The 16813-nt window shown below is 56.9% G+C and carries 14 protein-coding genes and 1 tRNA gene; 7 read left to right on the forward strand and 8 right to left on the reverse strand.

The annotated features are described in order from the left end of the window. A complete protein-coding gene (gene rfbB / locus ACZ2GY_RS04770) occupies window positions 1-999 on the reverse strand; it encodes a dTDP-glucose 4,6-dehydratase (RefSeq protein WP_471673151.1) in 999 nt (332 codons plus the stop codon). A gap of 68 nt (window positions 1000-1067) precedes the next feature. Here rfbB and rfbA point away from each other — a divergent pair, with 68 nt between their 5' ends. The 4 genes from rfbA (at window position 1068) to ACZ2GY_RS04790 (ending at window position 4601) form a co-directional block, all read left to right on the forward strand. Further along, on the forward strand, window positions 1068-1931 hold the full coding sequence (gene rfbA / locus ACZ2GY_RS04775; protein ID WP_471673152.1) for a glucose-1-phosphate thymidylyltransferase RfbA: 864 nt from the start codon (window positions 1068-1070) through the stop codon (window positions 1929-1931). 85 nt (window positions 1932-2016) lie between these two features. Then, a tRNA-Gln gene (locus ACZ2GY_RS04780) sits at window positions 2017-2088 on the forward strand. Window positions 2089-2214: 126 nt separating this feature from the next. Beyond that, window positions 2215-3624 carry a bifunctional UDP-N-acetylglucosamine diphosphorylase/glucosamine-1-phosphate N-acetyltransferase GlmU gene (gene glmU, locus ACZ2GY_RS04785; RefSeq protein WP_471673552.1) on the forward strand — a complete coding sequence of 470 codons (1410 nt, stop codon included), beginning with the start codon at window positions 2215-2217 and terminating at the stop codon, window positions 3622-3624. After that, complete coding sequence (locus ACZ2GY_RS04790) at window positions 3621-4601, forward strand: ribose-phosphate diphosphokinase (protein ID WP_471673153.1); 981 nt, start codon at window positions 3621-3623, stop codon at window positions 4599-4601. Before glmU ends, ACZ2GY_RS04790 begins: the two co-directional genes overlap by 4 nt. A gap of 332 nt (window positions 4602-4933) precedes the next feature. Here the strand turns inward: ACZ2GY_RS04790 and ACZ2GY_RS04795 are convergent, their stop codons facing one another. From ACZ2GY_RS04795 to ACZ2GY_RS04815, 5 genes are all read right to left on the reverse strand, one after another. Then, a complete protein-coding gene (locus ACZ2GY_RS04795; protein WP_471673154.1) occupies window positions 4934-5062 on the reverse strand; it encodes a hypothetical protein in 129 nt (42 codons plus the stop codon). Window positions 5063-5064: 2 nt separating this feature from the next. Then, window positions 5065-6408, reverse strand: a complete 1344-nt coding sequence (gene murA / locus ACZ2GY_RS04800; protein ID WP_056548381.1) for a UDP-N-acetylglucosamine 1-carboxyvinyltransferase — start codon at window positions 6406-6408, stop codon at window positions 5065-5067. Between the two features lie 640 nt (window positions 6409-7048). Continuing rightward, the gene (locus ACZ2GY_RS04805) at window positions 7049-7663 is read right to left on the reverse strand and encodes an LPXTG cell wall anchor domain-containing protein (protein WP_471673155.1); all 615 of its coding nucleotides are present in this window, start codon (window positions 7661-7663) and stop codon (window positions 7049-7051) included. Window positions 7664-7907: 244 nt separating this feature from the next. Then, window positions 7908-9389: a DUF4012 domain-containing protein gene (locus ACZ2GY_RS04810; RefSeq protein ID WP_471673156.1), complete on the reverse strand. Its 1482-nt coding sequence runs from the start codon at window positions 9387-9389 to the stop codon at window positions 7908-7910. Between the two features lie 549 nt (window positions 9390-9938). Next, the gene (locus ACZ2GY_RS04815) at window positions 9939-11234 is read right to left on the reverse strand and encodes an O-antigen ligase family protein (RefSeq protein WP_471673157.1); all 1296 of its coding nucleotides are present in this window, start codon (window positions 11232-11234) and stop codon (window positions 9939-9941) included. Between the two features lie 298 nt (window positions 11235-11532). Between ACZ2GY_RS04815 and ACZ2GY_RS04820 the strand changes: the two genes are divergently transcribed. Further along, a complete protein-coding gene (locus ACZ2GY_RS04820) occupies window positions 11533-12096 on the forward strand; it encodes a WecB/TagA/CpsF family glycosyltransferase (RefSeq protein ID WP_471673158.1) in 564 nt (187 codons plus the stop codon). Here the strand turns inward: ACZ2GY_RS04820 and ACZ2GY_RS04825 are convergent. Then, window positions 12058-13137, reverse strand: coding sequence for a glycosyltransferase family protein (locus ACZ2GY_RS04825; RefSeq protein WP_471673159.1), 1080 nt, complete (start codon window positions 13135-13137; stop codon window positions 12058-12060). The genes ACZ2GY_RS04820 and ACZ2GY_RS04825 overlap by 39 nt on opposite strands. Further along, window positions 13134-14090: a glycosyltransferase family 2 protein gene (locus tag ACZ2GY_RS04830; RefSeq protein WP_471673160.1), complete on the reverse strand. Its 957-nt coding sequence runs from the start codon at window positions 14088-14090 to the stop codon at window positions 13134-13136. The genes ACZ2GY_RS04825 and ACZ2GY_RS04830 overlap by 4 nt, the downstream gene beginning before the upstream one ends. A gap of 435 nt (window positions 14091-14525) precedes the next feature. On the opposite strand from ACZ2GY_RS04830, the gene ACZ2GY_RS04835 reads away from it, so the two are divergent. After that, a complete protein-coding gene (locus ACZ2GY_RS04835) occupies window positions 14526-15200 on the forward strand; it encodes a glycosyltransferase (RefSeq protein ID WP_471673161.1) in 675 nt (224 codons plus the stop codon). A 45-nt stretch (window positions 15201-15245) separates the two neighbouring features. Further along, entirely contained in the window at window positions 15246-16445 is a 1200-nt protein-coding gene (locus ACZ2GY_RS04840) for an MATE family efflux transporter (protein WP_471673162.1), read from the forward strand. The last annotated feature ends 368 nt before the right edge of the window (window positions 16446-16813 follow it).

A 16813-nucleotide genomic window follows, 5' to 3' on the forward strand; every position in this document is an offset into this window, starting at 1 on the left:
CTACTGCCCCAACTCGACGTACTTCTGTTCCGTGGCAGCTTTCTGGGGTCGCCACCAAGCCTCGTTGCCCTGGTACCACTGAATCGTATCTGCAATGCCCTGCTCAAAGTTCGAATACTTCGGTGTCCAGTCGAGTTCTAAGCGCAGTTTTGACGAATCAATCGCGTAGCGAAGGTCGTGACCAACGCGGTCTACCACCTGATCGTAGGCATCGGATGGCTGGCCCATCGACGACAGAATGAGTTCCACGACCTCCCTGTTCGACTTCTCACCATCGGCACCGATCAAATAGGTCTCCCCAATCCGGCCCCTATGCAAGATCGTCCATACAGCGTCCGAGTGATCATTGGCATGAATCCAATCCCGCACGTTCTCTCCTGCCCCATACAACTTCGGCCGGATTCCATCGATGACGTTGGTGATCTGACGAGGGATGAACTTTTCAACGTGCTGATAGGGGCCGTAATTATTCGAGCAATTGCTGATGGTGGCTGCCACACCGAAGGATCGCACCCATGCCCGAACGAGGAGGTCAGACGCTGCCTTGGTTGATGAATAGGGACTCGACGGGTTGTAGGGCGTAGCTTCGGTGAATCTAGCGGGATCGTCGAGCTCAAGGTCGCCGTAAACCTCGTCTGTACTGACGTGATGGTAGCGCTTCTCGTACTTTCTGACCGACTCCAACAAGGTATAAGTGCCCACGATGTTTGTGTCCAGGAACGGTCTTGGGTCATGGAGGGAGTTGTCGTTGTGCGATTCAGCCGCGTAATGGACTACAGCATCTGCTTCCCGAACTAGCGGGTCTACCGTATCAGGATCGGCTATATCGCCCACCACCAGGCGACATCTCGCATCGGACAACCCTGCTAAGGAGTCCCGGTTGCCTGCATAGGTCAGCTTATCCAGCACCGTCACGCTGCAGTCGGTGGTTGCAAGAACAAAATGCACAAAATTCGACCCGATGAAGCCGGCACCGCCGGTTATTAGGAGATTCCTCACCCCTGCACATTACCGTCTAGAAGCTATCGAGATTGCTTCACTTCATACTTCCCCTATATACAGGGGTAATGAGGGGAATCATTCTTGCTGGTGGCACTGGCTCACGACTCCATCCGATCACCCATGGAATAAGCAAGCAGTTGGTTCCGGTATACGACAAGCCGATGATCTACTACCCCCTGTCCACTTTGATGCTCGCGGGCATTAAGGACGTCCTCATCATCACTACTCCGTCTGATCAGGACCAGTTTCAGCGACTGCTCAGGGACGGCTCTCAGTTCGGTATGAACCTGTCTTACAAAGCGCAGCCTTCGCCGGATGGCCTTGCACAAGCATTCCTCATTGGTGAGCAACACCTGGCTGGTGAAAACGCGGCCCTCGTTCTGGGAGATAACATCTTCTATGGACCGGGTTTGGGCACTCAGCTTGGTCGTCTGACGGATATCAACGGCGGTGCTGTTTTCGCCTACCAGGTTTCCAATCCTCAGGACTACGGCGTGGTCGAGTTTGACTCTATGAATCGCGCGATCTCCTTGGAGGAGAAACCGGCTAATCCCCGAAGCAACTTCGCGGTGCCGGGGCTGTACTTCTACGATTCGCGAGTCGTAGAGATCGCTCGTAGTTTGAAGCCTTCGCCCAGGGGAGAGCTTGAGATCACGGACATCAACAGGGTCTATATGGAAAGTGGAGATCTTCAGGTTTCCATCCTCCCGAGAGGTACCGCCTGGTTGGACACCGGCACGTTTGATTCCCTGAATGATGCTTCGAATTACATCCGAACTATTGAGGCACGCCAGGGAACCAAGATTGGTGCGCCCGAGGAGATCGCATGGCGCCAAGGATTCATCACTGACGACGAGCTTAGGGCGACTGCGACACCGCTCGCTAAGAGTGGGTACGGGGCGTACCTCCTGAACCTGTTAGATGGCTAGCGGGTGGTGAAGTCGCAGGATGCCTCTCGGGCATGGCAAACTAGGTAGTCGCGTGAGCTGATCCGCTTCGGCTGATGTCACGCGGTCCGCCCTGGTGTAACGGCAGCACCCCAGCCTTTGGAGCTGTGGAGTATAGGTTCGAATCCTATGGGCGGAACGGCAGGCCAGCAGGCGTCAGAGACAGGCAAGGAGCGGCCTCTTAGTGAGCCACGAGAACCAGTCCAATCAGGCGGAGTCAACGCCTGCGGCAGTGATAGTTCTGGCAGCCGGAGCCGGGACCCGGATGAAGTCCCGCACACCTAAAATTCTTCACCGTATAGGCGGGACATCCATGGTGGGCCACGCGCTTGCCGCAGCTCGTGGTCTCGCACCCCAGGAGCTCGCGGTGGTTGTCCGCCACGAACGGGACCTTGTCGCCGCACATATCGCGGAACTTGATGCCGGAGCGCTCATCGTGGATCAGGATGATCTTCCTGGCACGGGTCGCGCCGTGCAGATCGCGCTCGACGCACTGGATGCGCAATCGGTTGTCCAGGGAACCGTCGTCGTGACCTACGGTGACGTCCCACTGCTCGACACAGCAACGCTGCAGGAGCTGGTGCGCACTCATGAACAGGAATCCAACGCTGTAACTATCCTCACGGCTGTCCTCGAGGACGCAGCCGGGTACGGACGCATCGTTCGGGCTGAGGACGGCACTGTGACCGGCATTGTGGAACACAAGGACGCCACCGAAGAGCAGCGCGCCATCAAGGAAATCAATTCGGGTATCTACGCGTTCGATGCCTCAGTGCTTCGCGAAAGCCTTACCAGCGTTGACTCGAACAATGCTCAGGGCGAGATGTACCTGACGGACGTCCCATCGGTCGCACGAAAGGCAGGCGGCCGCGTAGCCGCAGTCGTTTCATCTGACCGCTGGCAGGTCGAGGGAGCGAACGACCGCGTGCAGCTTGCCGCGCTCGGCGCAGAACTCAACCGGCGCACACTCGAGCGGTGGATGCGGGCGGGCGTAACGATCGTCGACACCAACAGCACTTGGATTGACGTAGACGTCCAGCTTGACGAGGACGTCACCATCCTCCCGGGAACGCTCCTTCACGGAGCAACTCAGGTTGCCCGCGATGCAATCGTTGGTCCATATTGCACCCTCACTGATGTGGTGATCGAAGAGGGTGCGACGGTAACCCGGACGCACGGCAGCGGTGCGCGCATCGGCCCAGGCGCCTCAGTGGGTCCGTTCACCTACCTGCGCCCAGGAACCGTGCTGGGGGAGTCTGGCAAGATCGGCGCTTTCTACGAGACGAAGAACGTGACGATTGGCCGCGGTTCCAAACTCTCCCACCTCGGCTACGCCGGCGATGCGGAGATCGGCGAAAACACTAATATCGGATGCGGCAACATCACTGCCAACTACGACGGCGTGAACAAGCACCGCACCATCATAGGCAGCGACGTCAGGACTGGTTCCAACACCGTCTTCGTGGCGCCTGTGTCGATCGGAGACGGTGCTTACACGGGCGCGGGGGCGATAGTTCGAAAGGACGTCCCCGCCGGCGCACTGACCATTGCCGCCGCCCCGCAGCGTAATTTGGACGGTTGGGTCGAGCAGAACCGCGCCGGTACTGCAGCTGCTACGTCAGCTGCCAAAGCTTCCACTTCACATTCATCCACGGAAGAAAGCGATCCTTCATGAGCGAGATCACGGCACGCGGGGAAAAGAAACTGGTCCTCGCCTCGGGGCGGGCCCATCCAGAACTGGCCGAAGAGATCGCGCGGGTTCTGGACACAGAACTTCTGCCCATCTCGGCCTACGATTTCGCGAACGGGGAGATCTACGTCCGATCCGGAGAAAGCGTTCGCGGCACTGATGTATTCGTTATTCAGGCCCATCCCGCGCCGTTGAACAACTGGCTCATGGAGCAGCTGATCATGGTGGACTCTTTGAAGCGTGCTTCTGCCAAGCGCATCACCGTCGTCTCCCCTTTTTACCCCTATGCCCGCCAGGACAAGAAGGGGCGTGGGCGCGAACCCATTTCGGCTCGCCTCGTCGCGGACCTTTACAGGACTGCGGGCGCTGATCGATTGATGTCGGTTGACCTTCACACCGCCCAGATCCAGGGCTTCTTCGATGGTCCGGTTGATCACCTCATGGCTATTCCGCTGCTCGCTGACTACATCAGAGGTCGCGTGGACGCTGACAACATCACCGTTGTGTCTCCGGACACCGGTCGTGTACGTGTGGCAGAGCAGTGGGCAGAGAGACTTGGGGGAGCGCCATTGGCATTCGTGCACAAGAGCCGTGACCTCACCGTCCCGAACCAGGCGATATCCAAAACCGTCGTGGGCCAGGTCGAAGGCCGCACCTGTGTGCTCATCGACGACATGATCGACACCGGGGGAACTATTTCCGGAGCCGTCGCAGTACTGAAGAATGCCGGAGCGAAAGACGTCATCATCGCGGCGACGCACGCAGTCTTCTCAGACCCGGCGGCGCGGCGCTTGGCGGAGTCAGGTGCACGGGAAGTAGTTGTGACCAACACACTGCCGATCGGCCCGGAGAAGCGCTTCCCGCAGCTGACGGTGTTGTCGATCGCACCGCTGATCGCTCGCGCGATTCGGGAAGTGTTCGATGACGGATCGGTAACTAGCCTTTTCGACGGGCACACCTAAGTCCCAGTATCAGACGAATCCTGTGACGCGCGGGAGCAACCCGCTTTCCTCTTTGCCCTACCGTGGGGTTACCACGAGCAGGAACGACGTGGCCCGAGCGTCCGGCGAATAGCATGGGATTGTGTAACATCCGTGGGTTACCAAGTTAGCAGCGTCTCGGCAGCGCTGCCGCTCCGTGAGGTTCGAGAATCTTTTCACCGTGTCAGTGATTACGTAGACGCTCGGATGTGCGAGGTGGTCGAGGTGTTCGAGGTGTTCGGATACGCGTACCGCGAAGAGACCTGCGCGACCCGATGGACACAACGGGCGCCCCGGTCTGAAGGGCGAGCCGTTCAGCGCCGGTGCTGCCCATCGGAGTAGATGATAATTCCGCCGCCGCCATCGATCGCCTCTCTGGCCACATCGAGCGAGTAGATGACTCCCGTCGTCGTCCGTTCCACCGGCACCTGGCGTGCGGCCACGCTTAGCGGCCGATTCCCGCGTCTGCCGTTTCGGCGACGTCAAAGTCAGCGCCGAGTCCCTCGAGCTTGTCCTGGAACCGCTCGTAACCGCGGTTGATGAGCTCGATACCGGTGACGCGGGAAGTTCCGTTCGCCGCCAATGCGGCGATGAGGTGGCTGAATCCGCCGCGGAGATCCGGCACGTCGATATCGGTTCCGTGCAGTTGCACAGGCCCGGAGATGACGGCTGAATGCAGGAAGTTCCGCTGGCCAAATCGGCAGGGGACGCTGCCGAGGCATTCGCGGTGCACCTGAATGTTGGCGCCCATGCGCACCAGGGCGTCAGTGAAGCCGAAGCGGTTCTCATACACGGTCTCGTGCACAATCGACACGCCCTCTGCCTGCGTGAGCGCAACCACCAGCGGTTGCTGCCAATCAGTCATGAAACCGGGGTGGACGTCCGTCTCCAGAACCAGAGGCGAGAGCTTACCGCCCGGGTGGTAGAAACGGATGCCGTCGTCATTCACATCGAAGGCACCGCCGATTTTGCGGTATGTGTTCAGGAAGGCGGTGAGGTCCAGCTGGCGGGCGCCTTCAACATAGATGTCGCCGCGCGTTACCAGAGCAGCAGAAGCCCACGACGCCGTCTCGTTGCGATCGGAGATGGCCTTGTGGTTGAAGCCGCCCAACTCGGCCACTCCCTCGATCCGGATTGTCCGGTCCGTCTGCACGGTGATGATGGCGCCCATCTTCTGCAGCACTGCGATGAGATCCATGATCTCCGGCTCAACGGCCGCGCCTTTGAGTTCGGTGATGCCCTCTGCGCGGGTGGCGGTCAGCAGCACCTGCTCGGTGGCACCCACACTCGGGTACGGCAGCTCGAGCTTTGCTCCGTGGAGGCCCTTGGGTGCGGAGATTGAGATTCCGCCGGGACGCTTGTCGACGACGGCGCCGAAATTCCGTAACACCTGCAGATGGTAGTCAATGGGGCGGTCGCCGATTTTGCATCCGCCGAGGTCCGGGATGAAGGCCTCGCCGATGCTGTGCATGAGCGGACCACAAAAGAGGATGGGAATGCGGGAATCACCGGCGTGCGCGTCGATGTCCTTCGAGGCTGCCATTTTGGCGTTGGCGGGATCCATGGTGAGGTCTCCGGTGACCGGATCCTTGCTCACCTCGACGCCATGCAGCTTCAAAAGGCTGGTGACGACCTCGACGTCCTTGATCTCAGGGACGTTCCTGAGAACCGACGGAGAGTTCCCCAGAAGCGCAGCGACCATCGCTTTCGGTACCAGATTCTTGGCACCGCGCACGGTCACCTTGCCTGCGAGAGGGACACCACCACGGATTGTCAGAACGCTACCCATGAACACCTATTTCCTTCAACGTGTAAGCCCCAACAGCAGATAAGACTCCTGCTAAGCATAGGAGCTACTGTTACCAGACTGGGATGCCGACGGCTTGTCAGCGGGACCGTGTTGATCCCTTCACGGAGTGCAACCAGCCCGGTCCAGCCCGAAATTCCGGTGCCGGAAGTGATTTTCCTTGCATGGGAGTGGCCCACTTAGCGGGCTGAGCGGCCCGGGTAGTCCCGTCCCCTTTTCCACAATCTCAGCCTTGCGGTACACACAAGCTGGTGCACGCCCGATGAAGTTTCAGTCGAGTTTTACCGCCGGCGTGGATCGGTCGGACATGACGGCGAGCTACTTCTTCTGTGTGGGCGTGCATTCGCTCATCCGAAGCGGGCTCCCAGACGATGCTGTGTTGCGGATCTCTACCGGAAGCAAGCTTTCTGCTATCCGACCATTTGGGCGGCCGCGCCCTCAGTTCCAGACCGGGCCGTTATGACGGAACCGATCCTTCGGCTCCGGCGTGCACTACGTCCGCCTGGATACTTCTTTGGTGAAACGGAACGGTCGTTGCAGCTCCCAGAATCTACGGGAGCTGCAACGACCGTGACAATCGGACAGACGCTTTCTACCGATTCTGTCTTGTTGCTCGACTCATTTATGCGGTGGCACTCGCGCGGCGACGTGCAACGAAGATGCTTCCTGCACCCAGACCGAGAGCACCGATGCCAGCCGCACCCCAAAGGAGCATAGCGGAATCGATGCCGGTGTTGGCGAGGCCGCCACTGGGAGTGGTGCCGGTGGATCCGGTAGTTCCCCCGCCCACAGTTGCTTCAGGGGCATCTACTGCGACGGTCGAGGTGACTGTCTGTCCTGACTCACGGCCAGTGGCGGTGAGAGTGTAGGTCCCCTCTTCCTTCAGCGTTACTGAGAAGGAGAAATTACCTTCTGCGTCTGCGGTCACAGTGTCCGTGAGGACTACTGCTAGGGGCAGAATCGGCCCTCCGAGAGCGGCGCCGACGCGACCGGCGCCAGCTGCAGCGCCGGAAGCCGCGGGCTCACCCGCCACGAAGTCAACAGTAACGTCGATGATCTCGCCCGGAGTGAAAAGACCTTGATTGCTGCTGAAGACCACAGCTTCACCGGGAGCAACGGTTCCGTCGCTAACTGTGCCCTGAGACGGGGTCGGAGTGTAAGTCAGAGCTTGCGCTGCGCCGGCTCCAACGAAGGTGAGTGAGCTGGCGATTGCGACAGCTGCGATAGCTTTTTTCATTAAGACTCCCCAATAAAGGTGTTTATGACAGACTTCTAGCGGTGATCGACCTGAAGATGTTTTCCCCCAGCCCCAACTACCTCACGAAAGACTCTACCAACGTCCGGTGCCCGTTCTGCTCACCCAACCCGCAGATCTTCGTCAGGGTTTCCGCAAGTGACACTACCCTATTACTCCTAGGAGTAATCAGGTACCTGTAACAAACAGTGAACTTTTAACCGAAAGTCCACCTGCGCTTTTCTGTTCAGCCACAGGTGCTGTCTCCCTGGAGAGGCAGAATGACCTCGTTCATCGGCTGAATGGTTGGTGTGACGTCCAGTACTGGCTGCGAGGTTTGGACAACGTTCGTGAAGTCTAATTCGACGGTCGCGGTCTGCCCGGGAGCAAGGCTTGTGGTGACGACGCCGACTGGACGGTCGCCGTGTTGGTGAGACCCAAGGGGTACTGAAACGCCATCAATCCGGGCTGTTTGGAGGCGCGATTGGCTCGGGCCATATCCGACGAAGTTCGTTTGCACAGTGCCAGGTGGGACTCCGAATGCTCCTCCACCCGTCACATAAGCGGGCAACGACTCAGCTGCGTCTACAGGTGCCCTGTTTGTCAGAGTTGCCGTCAACGTGTACTGGAGATAGCCATCCGACGTGCAGCTTCTCTGCAGTTGGACGGTGCGCCGCATATAGTAATCCATCTTGGCGCCGGTGCCGTCATTGAAGTAGGCACCGAAAGCCGCTCCCCCCGATCCCGCGCCGGTAACGCTTCCTGATAGGTTCGACGACTCGATGACCGCTTGCTCATCCGCGTGCGTCGACCAGATGTACAAACGTCCCTCGCCTGCACTCCGAACCAGAGACTGTATAAGGCCCGCGCTATCGGCGGTGCCGGAAGTCAACGCACTGAACACTTCTGAAGCGACCGCCGCAAAATATACGTCTTGCAGTTCTGGTTGCTCTATCTCCGCATAAACATTGGAGAGGAGTGTTTCCACAACGTTCTCTGCTGACAGTGAAGAAGGAAGGTCTGAAACGGCGAGGAGATCTCCTAATTGTGGATCTTCAAAGTCAAGCTCAACGGGGCCCGTAGCCTCCAGGATATGAGCGAGAGCGACCGGGTCGAGCGCAACTACGCCGTCTACGCTGGCGTCCCCGTCACTCGTTTCCCACATTTCGGCAGCCGTCTGAGCCGCCGTTGGGAAATCAGGAGTTAGGTTAACGCTTTGCATGAAGCGCCCCATTCGGGCGCTATAGATGGCGGCCTGTTCACGATCGGCAATCAGTGGAGGATCGAACCGCCCCATCTTAGTTGCACTCGATTGTTGTGCTAGCTCAATCTTCCCGCGCTCTGCATTGATCACTGCAAGTGCCCCAGGGATGCCGCCGGTCGCGCGTATCTCTGCGCTGTTCTGGATGAGCACCACATAATTGCGTTCCTCTTCGACTCCCAGCATCTCAGGGAGGATTCCCGCGGTTCCAGCTGCTGCAGACAACTGAGCCGATACCTCCCCCAAGTCGACCGTAAGTTTGGCTAGAGGGTCAGACACTTGGGGCAAGAGATCCGCTCTATCGATATTCACTAGGCGTTCATGTGACAGTTCAATGGTGGAAGCTGCTGAGGTCAAATTCGGTGCGATGTCCTGAATCGGTTGCAAGTCGACTCGTCCGTTCTCAGGCGCAAGGTTCTCCCATTCGAGGCTCCCCACAGCTTCAACGAGGGGCTCTGCTGCAGTCACTACATCGTTAGCGGAAACAGTTACGGCGGTAACAGCTGAGAAGTTTCCCCCCACCTGCGGGAGCAGGTGTGCGGTTCTCCACAGTGGATCGCTCGCGGCTGAATGGGCAGCTGAGATTTCCTTCTTGAGCTCGGCGAACGTCGATTCTAGTGCTTCCTCATTCCCGGGGGTCCATGTCGCTCGTAATTCCGTAACTGAGGAAGCCGCCGCAGACAGACTGTCACGGATTTGATTTGCCTTAAAGGCGAGCCAGCTCACTCCGAGCGCTACCGACAGCAATGTTATGGCTCCGACTACACCGATGAAGACCCATGGTGAAGGTCGCTTCTTTGCACCACGGACTAACTTAGAAATCACGATCTTTCTGACTCCCCCTACTTATTTGATGCAGAATCGGGTGTGGTGATTGACGCCGTATCCGCCTGTCAGGCCAGCGGCCTCGGATAGAGGCGCTGAGTTGGTCGATCGACAGCGCTTCCTGGATAAGGCTAGGGCAGAATGTACCCTCGTAAGCACGCAAGCCTTGTCCCGTTACAACAGTGCAACCGGCTAACGTCGATTCAGAAGCGCAGGTGGTTCAGGACGAAAGACGCCGGAAACGGTAAGCCCCGCCGGTCCTGCCATGTGGTCGGATCTAACGCTCTGCGCGACATGGTGAATCGCATATGTCAAGACAGCCCACGCTGGAAGAGCCTGCAAGAGATCGAGCGTGAAACCTAACACTGCAAGGCAGGTTACAGCGGAGGCAAGAATGGCACTCGTTCTTGCGGCCCGTGAATAGCCCACGTACAGAACCGCAACGGACAGCGCCAAAGCTAAAACCCCGCTTTCGGCGGCCACCAATAGATATGTGTTGAGAGGGTCAGTCTGAGGGAGGAAAGCAAGGTCCCCTTTAGCGTTCAAGGGCACGAGAGCATAGCCGATTGGAGCGAGGTGATCGGAGAGGGCGCCTAGACCGACACCGTTTATCCAGTTCTGCTGAAATATTTCGAAGGTGGCGGACTGCAGAGTCCAACGAGATTGCGTGCTGGCCTCGGCAGTGTCGAACCGGTTCATGATGGCACTGCCGATCGGGCTGAGAACCAGCGCCAGTCCACCGGCAGCTGCCGTGGCTCCAAACAAGAGGAAACGGGGGATTCCGCGGTCCCGCCTCTTAATCCATATGTAAACGATCAACCCTATTGCAGCAGCCAAGAAGGCTCCCCTAGAGAAAGTCAGCGTGAACGTGATCACGTACCCGATCGAAACAAGAACTGCTGCACTTCGGTTGAATCTTCCTGAGAGGAAAACGACGCCAGGCAAACAAGCGATCATGGTGGCGGCGAGGTAATTCGGATCACCGATAGTGGACGCAGCTCGTCGTATGCCTGCCACGTCGGCCGCTGACGGGTCTTTCCAATCGGTGTAGTTGACTGAGAAGTGGAACATGCTTTCCGCTAGACCAACTCCACCATGGACAATTCCGGCAACGCCCATGCCGACGAGCAGGGCAGCCGGGTTCCGTCGAGTGATTTGCAAAGCTAGAACACCAACCAGAACGGGTGTGGAAAGGGCAGCAACTCCGGCCAAGTTGTCGAACGAGATTAGTGAGATTAGTAGCGCTGCGCTGAACCATATCGGATAACCGGAGTTCAGCTTCGGCCCGCTGACCGGTCTACTGACCGATAAAAAGAACACGCAGACAGCGAGTGCCACATTCAGCAGAGAAACCCCGGCTACCTGCGGGATATTGAGCGAGCCGATAAGAAGGGTAGCCGTCATGACCGCTGAGCTGGTTGTCAAGGGGCTGTAAGCTAGGAGCGCCGCCAGCAGGATCGATCCACTCAGACCGGCAAGCACAGTCATCTCAAGAACAAGAGCGATGCCACCCGCAGCTGAGCAGACGGTTACGAATAATACGAGGAGCAAACCCGATGAACTACGAGAGTAATCTGGCATGGTAGTGACTCGCCCATACTCGACGCCTGACAGTTGGGATGGCAAAACGGTTCTCGTTTCTGACATAGCGGTAGCCGATGCTTCTCAGGACCAGATAGCTGACTGGATTGCCTCCCGGCGTCAAACTAGCCGACCACTAATAGCATATGCGCTTCACGTGGGCGGGCTTGTAGAGGCGAACCGCAGCGCCAGCCATATAAGCACGATGAACACAGCCGCCCTAACCTACGCAGACGGGGTAGCCGTCGTTCTAGTGGGTCGCAAAAATGGAGCACGGCTTATGAAGCGGTCGCCAACAACGGATCTCGCTCCACAAGTGCTCGCTCACTGGCAGTCGAACGGAACGCCGGCTCGAATTGCTCTTATAGGCGGCGAGTCGGGCATTGCGGAACGAGCGGCTTCTCGGCTTGAAGCGTTACAGCTCGGTGAAGTGGTGTACACATCTCACGGGTTCCGGTCATCGTGGGACCACGAACTGACTGAGCTCAGGTCATCACTTCCGGATATCCTATTCGTAGGAATGGGCTCTCCTATGGAAATGGAATGGTGCAAGTCTCACCTTGCGCAACTGCCTGCATGCGTTGTGATGACTTGCGGTGGCTGGTTCGGTTTCCTCGCGGGTGAGGAGGCACGCGCTCCGCAATGGGCAAGAAAAATCGGCGCAGAATGGGTCTTTCGGCTGCTGCAGGATCCGAAGCGACTGGCGAGAAGGTATGCCTCAGGTGCCCGTCTACTGTCGGTCGAGCTCATACGCCCGAGAAAGAATTGAGTTGGCTAGACCGCGCGCATTGGCGCGAACATCGAATTCCCTCATTGCGTTGGAGCGCATTCCTGCGTCACGACTAGAGCTTTTTACCTCCTTCATCATTCGTATGAGTTCGCTTCTCCACATACCAGGCGCACACCGTCGAACGTTCGTATAACGGTCCGCGAGATCGCTGTTCATGCCGACAGGCGATAGCAGGACCCGCATGCCGGCGCAAATATATAGAATTGCCTTATAACCCGATTTGCCTTGTTCCCAAGCGGTGTCCGGGATAGGCATGAGACCAATTGCGGCTCGCGAGAGTAGCTCCAGTTCTCGAGCTTCAGACCACTTCTCGGCGACCAGTCGAGGATGATACGCCAACTCTCGAATGTTGTCGCCGCCCAAAACATACAAAGTGGCGCCCTCGTCCTCACATGCGTCTAAAACTTCTGGGAGAACTTCTTGAAGACTTGCTAGAGTGCTTTGGCTCCCCGTCCACAAAACAGTCACCGGCTCTGAATAATCTCCAGTAATGTCCCAAACGGCAGCTGGCGGGCATGTTGGAGCCTTCGCTACGTAAGCTCGGTGTCCGCTGAACGCGGATTGCAAGGTGGGGCTCCCGCAAAGAATGAGATCAAAGATCTGCGCGAACTCGAGGGCGCGCGCGGGGTCGCGTAACCAACGACGCCAATCCTTCGTGTGAGTTGGCTGCACATAGACTGCATCGTCGACATCCAGCACGGACAGCGTGCGCCGCCGTCTGGCCGCGAATCGTTCAACCCAAGGCGTGAAAAAGGGCGAAGCTTCTCGATGAACAATCAACACATCATATGGCGTTGCCAAAACAAAGAAGCGCTGTACGAGCCGTGCCAGCAGGACAAGGGCGGAATATGCGCGTTGTACTTTGCTCCCGTTTTTACGGGAGAATGCCCGTGCACTAAGCAGCTCGTGTACGCGCACGCTCTGACCGTCCTGGACAAGAGCGTCGACAAGGGGGTCGATTCGAAGGCGGCGGCTCGCATCTAATGCCGGGTAAGTAGTCAAGACCAATATTCTCTTCACTTCGCCATCATTCGATCACGCCAATAATCGTCTGAGCCCCAGACATAAGAAAGTAATGCCAAAGAGTACCCGCGAGCCTTTGCGCGATAATTCGCTCGAGTATCTAAGCTACCCATTAGTGTCTTCGCAGCGCAGGCTGTCATATGGGTGAAGCAGCTCAATGCACTGACAGCGAGAACTAAGATGCCGCTAGCACCCGCGAGATGCTTCTTATAGTATCGCTTACGACTGTTTTCGGTCCAGAATGTAGTTTCAGCACGGTACTTTTTAGCAGTGCCCTCCCCGTCGTGCAGTACTTCTTGATTAGTGAGAACCAGAATCGATCCATGATCTGCCAAACGTTTGCAAAGGTCTACATCTTCGAAATACATCGGGAAGGTTTCATCGAAACCGTCAATTTCCTTCAACAGGCTCGTGCGGCATCCCATCAAGGCGCCTGCCGGTTGTTCAACCACGGCCTCACTTCGCGAAGTGTCGACGGTGACGAGTGTCGAGAATATTGATTCAGGGAACCGGTCCAACCCGAAGATACGTCCAATTTCAGTCGATATTGACGGTAACCTTCTAACGGAATGCTGCGGGCGCCCATCCGGATAGACGAGGAGCGGAGCCACGGCGGCGACATTCTGTCGCTGCAACGTTCGAATTATAGAATCGAACGCGGAGCGCGTCAAATCCGCGTCGGGGTTGATGAGTAAGAAGTGATCATATTTCGCCCTGGCGAGGTTGGCATTATTGCCAGCGCCGAACCCGACATTCTCCTGGCTGGTGTGTACTTTCACTTCGGCAGGTAGAGCGGTTGGGGCACCCGCGTCTGATCCATTGTCATGAACCAGAACCTCGATCGGGAAATCATCGCAACTCTTGAGAGCCGCCTCGATACAGCGTTTAGTTCGATCCCAGGTGTTGTAGGTGACGATGCTGATTGAGACCCCGTGTTCTAAGATTGCCATATGTCTCTGCGCTCTCCTCGCCCCTTGGTAGTAATTGGCATGAACGCGTTTAGGCCGGGAGGTTCTCAGTCTTACGCGTTCACCCTTGCAAGAATGCTACAGGAGCGGGGGTATTCAACAATTTTAGTGGGAAAGTCGGGCTCTTGGCTGCCTCGCGCGAGATCCGTCTCTGAAGCTAGGAGCGTATTTTGGCAGGAGGGCTCTGCTTCCCCGAATCAGCCGTGGTATAAGCGTTTGCTACTCGGAGTTGGTGAGCGTGCTAGTGCCAGGTTGCTGCGGAAGGTCATCGCCGACGCTGATCTCATAGTCACATCTCAACCTGGTCCAACGTCATTCTTCTCTAGGTGGAGTACATTTTGGCCAGCGGCGACACGTGTGGCCCTGGTCCACGGTACGAGCGAAGTGGAGTGGCCTCTCCGTAACCATGAAAGTACGATGCAGGGCTTGAGCGCGGTTTTCACCGCTACGGCAGAGGCATTCAGTTTGGTAACACGCAGTCATCCTCTAGCAAGAGTAGAGTACCTCGGTAATCTCTATCGAGCAGATCTTTTCTGGGGCAGGGATTACGGTGACGTTATCGCTGCGTACGATAAGGATGGACCGATCGTCTTTTTGAATACATTGACTTCAAATAAGACGCCGCCCCTATATGCGTTGCTCGACGCGATGCAATCGACAAAGGGTAGATTGATTGTTGTTGGCGGCGGTCCAGAGTCTGAAAACGTTGCAGCGACGGTCTCATCTTTGGGTCTTTCTTCACGCGTGGTCATGGTGGGCGCTACAGACAATCCACGCCCATGGATTTCCTCTTCGAGCGTCGTCGTGACAGCTGGGCGGGGTGCTCTCGAGGCGATGTCGGTTGGACGCCCTGTGATTATAGCCACCTCTAATGGCTGCCACGGAGTGGCTAAATCGGAGGACATGGAATTGCTGCGATCGTACAACTTCACAGGGCGCACTCCGAGAAGTCTGGCAAATACGGCTGGAGCGTTGGGGGCCGCGATTGCTGAGGCAAGAAGTTTAGTGAACGAGGAACGCCTAGCTTTAGCGAAATCAACGGAGGCAATAGGATCCATTGACACGCTTTGTGCACTAGTTGAGCGGGCATAAATGCGCTTCGGGAGATATCTCCTAACTGTAGGAAGCCGTCTAGCTGTGATAGCTTTGACCGCCCTATTCGGCATAGTGTCAGCAAGGCTCTTAGGTCCGGAAGCGAAAGGGAGCTATTCGATAATTACGCTTCTCCCTGCCGCTGTGAGCACTGTCGCGATGTTGGCCGGACCACAGTTGGTGATCCTAGACATCAATTTATCTGCTGGAATTACGCGGAGGGTGCGGTCGCTTTTCAGATACTCCCACATCTTTGCTGCAGGTGCCGCGGTCGGTGCGGTGCTAATTTACTGGACCATCGAACAAAATATCGCCTTCCTCCAACTGGGCTTGCTAGGTTGCTTGGTATGGTTCGGAGCAGCTTCCCTAGTCACCACTGAATATGTGGCAGCGTTCCTTCAGGCGAGCCAAAGGTTTGCCCTGCTGGCAGGGGTCCGGGTACTGCAAGTCCTGATTCCGGGCCTAACAATGCTCGTGGGTGCCATTGAATTCGGTCTGATTGGCGCAGTCGGAGGGTTCTTCGTGGGTAGCATCGGTATAGGGATCCTCAGTTGGCAGTACTGGCGGTCCTTCTCCTATGCCGAAACAAATTCAGCGGGGGAATCGGCTATAAGTTGGCCGTATGTCGCGAGCACAAGCGTAAGCATCGTTCTCCTGTTCCTTGCGTATCGAGCAGATGTGCTCGTGCTAGGCGGGGTGAGTACTGCTTCGCAAGTCGGTTTGTATACGGCTGCTGTCGCTTTGGCCGAGCTTGCCCTTATTGGCTCTTTATCTGTGATAGTCGTCAGAACACCATCGTACGTAGCGAGTTCGAAAATCAGGTTCAAAGACCTAGCGCTTGTGCTGGTTTCAGCAGTAGTAGTAGGTGTCGTGATCTTCTTTTCGGCTGACCTTCTGGTATCCCTTCTGTTTGGGCTCGAGTTTATCGGCGCTATCTTTGCAGTGGAGATTCTAATTCCTGGTGTGGTGTTACTCGCGATATACAGGTTTCTAAGCGCAGTCGAGCTAATCCAGCAGCATAAATACGGGGTGTTAATATCATGTTTTCTCATGATTAGCACCGACTTTGCACTATTGATTCTTCTAGGGCCAAGCCTAGGTGCAACAGGAGCAGCGATAGCTGCCTCTGCGTCCTATCTTCTTGGATTGGTTTACCTGGTCAGCCATCGCTTCATTCGCGGTTATGGTCGAGTGTTGAAGGGTGATGCTCCGGGACCAGGAGCCGTTGCTGCGCGGATCGTTTAGAGCGGTGTTTTCTGTGGAAAGCTAATACCTGGTTGTCGGGGTCCTAATGTTGCCGCACCTGTAGTCTGATGCTTGTATCTGACGTGTAGGAACTGCAACGGATGGTTGCGTTCGATATTCTTGAGCCGACTCTCCTGCCGAGAGAATTCTCGGCGCCGACGGCATTAAGTTTTTCGATCAGGGTGGTGAATGTCGCTATAGGCTTGCCGAATGTGTTAGTTCAGCCAGTCTTTCTGGAACCGGACGAAGAACGATCCATGCGAAATATCATGCGGGAGCGGAACTGCTACTACGGGTCTGTGAGGACGATGGACCCGACTGGCTACTGAGTGTACGGCTCGATGGTGTGTTCTGGGCGGCGGAGGCGT

This window comes from Arthrobacter sp. KKT183, from assembly GCF_055657625.1.

Coding starts and splice junctions, on each gene's coding strand:
- rfbA (WP_471673152.1), top strand. CDS start 1,068: ATGAGGGGAATCATTCTTGCTGGTGGCACTGGCTCACGACTCCATCCG.
- glmU (WP_471673552.1), top strand. CDS start 2,215: ATGAAGTCCCGCACACCTAAAATTCTTCACCGTATAGGCGGGACATCC.
- ACZ2GY_RS04790 (WP_471673153.1), top strand. CDS start 3,621: ATGAGCGAGATCACGGCACGCGGGGAAAAGAAACTGGTCCTCGCCTCG.
- murA (WP_056548381.1), bottom strand. CDS start 6,408: ATGGGTAGCGTTCTGACAATCCGTGGTGGTGTCCCTCTCGCAGGCAAG.
- ACZ2GY_RS04805 (WP_471673155.1), bottom strand. CDS start 7,663: ATGAAAAAAGCTATCGCAGCTGTCGCAATCGCCAGCTCACTCACCTTC.
- ACZ2GY_RS04815 (WP_471673157.1), bottom strand. CDS start 11,234: ATGACTGTGCTTGCCGGTCTGAGTGGATCGATCCTGCTGGCGGCGCTC.
- ACZ2GY_RS04820 (WP_471673158.1), top strand. CDS start 11,533: ATGAACACAGCCGCCCTAACCTACGCAGACGGGGTAGCCGTCGTTCTA.
- ACZ2GY_RS04830 (WP_471673160.1), bottom strand. CDS start 14,090: ATGGCAATCTTAGAACACGGGGTCTCAATCAGCATCGTCACCTACAAC.
- ACZ2GY_RS04835 (WP_471673161.1), top strand. CDS start 14,526: ATGCAGGGCTTGAGCGCGGTTTTCACCGCTACGGCAGAGGCATTCAGT.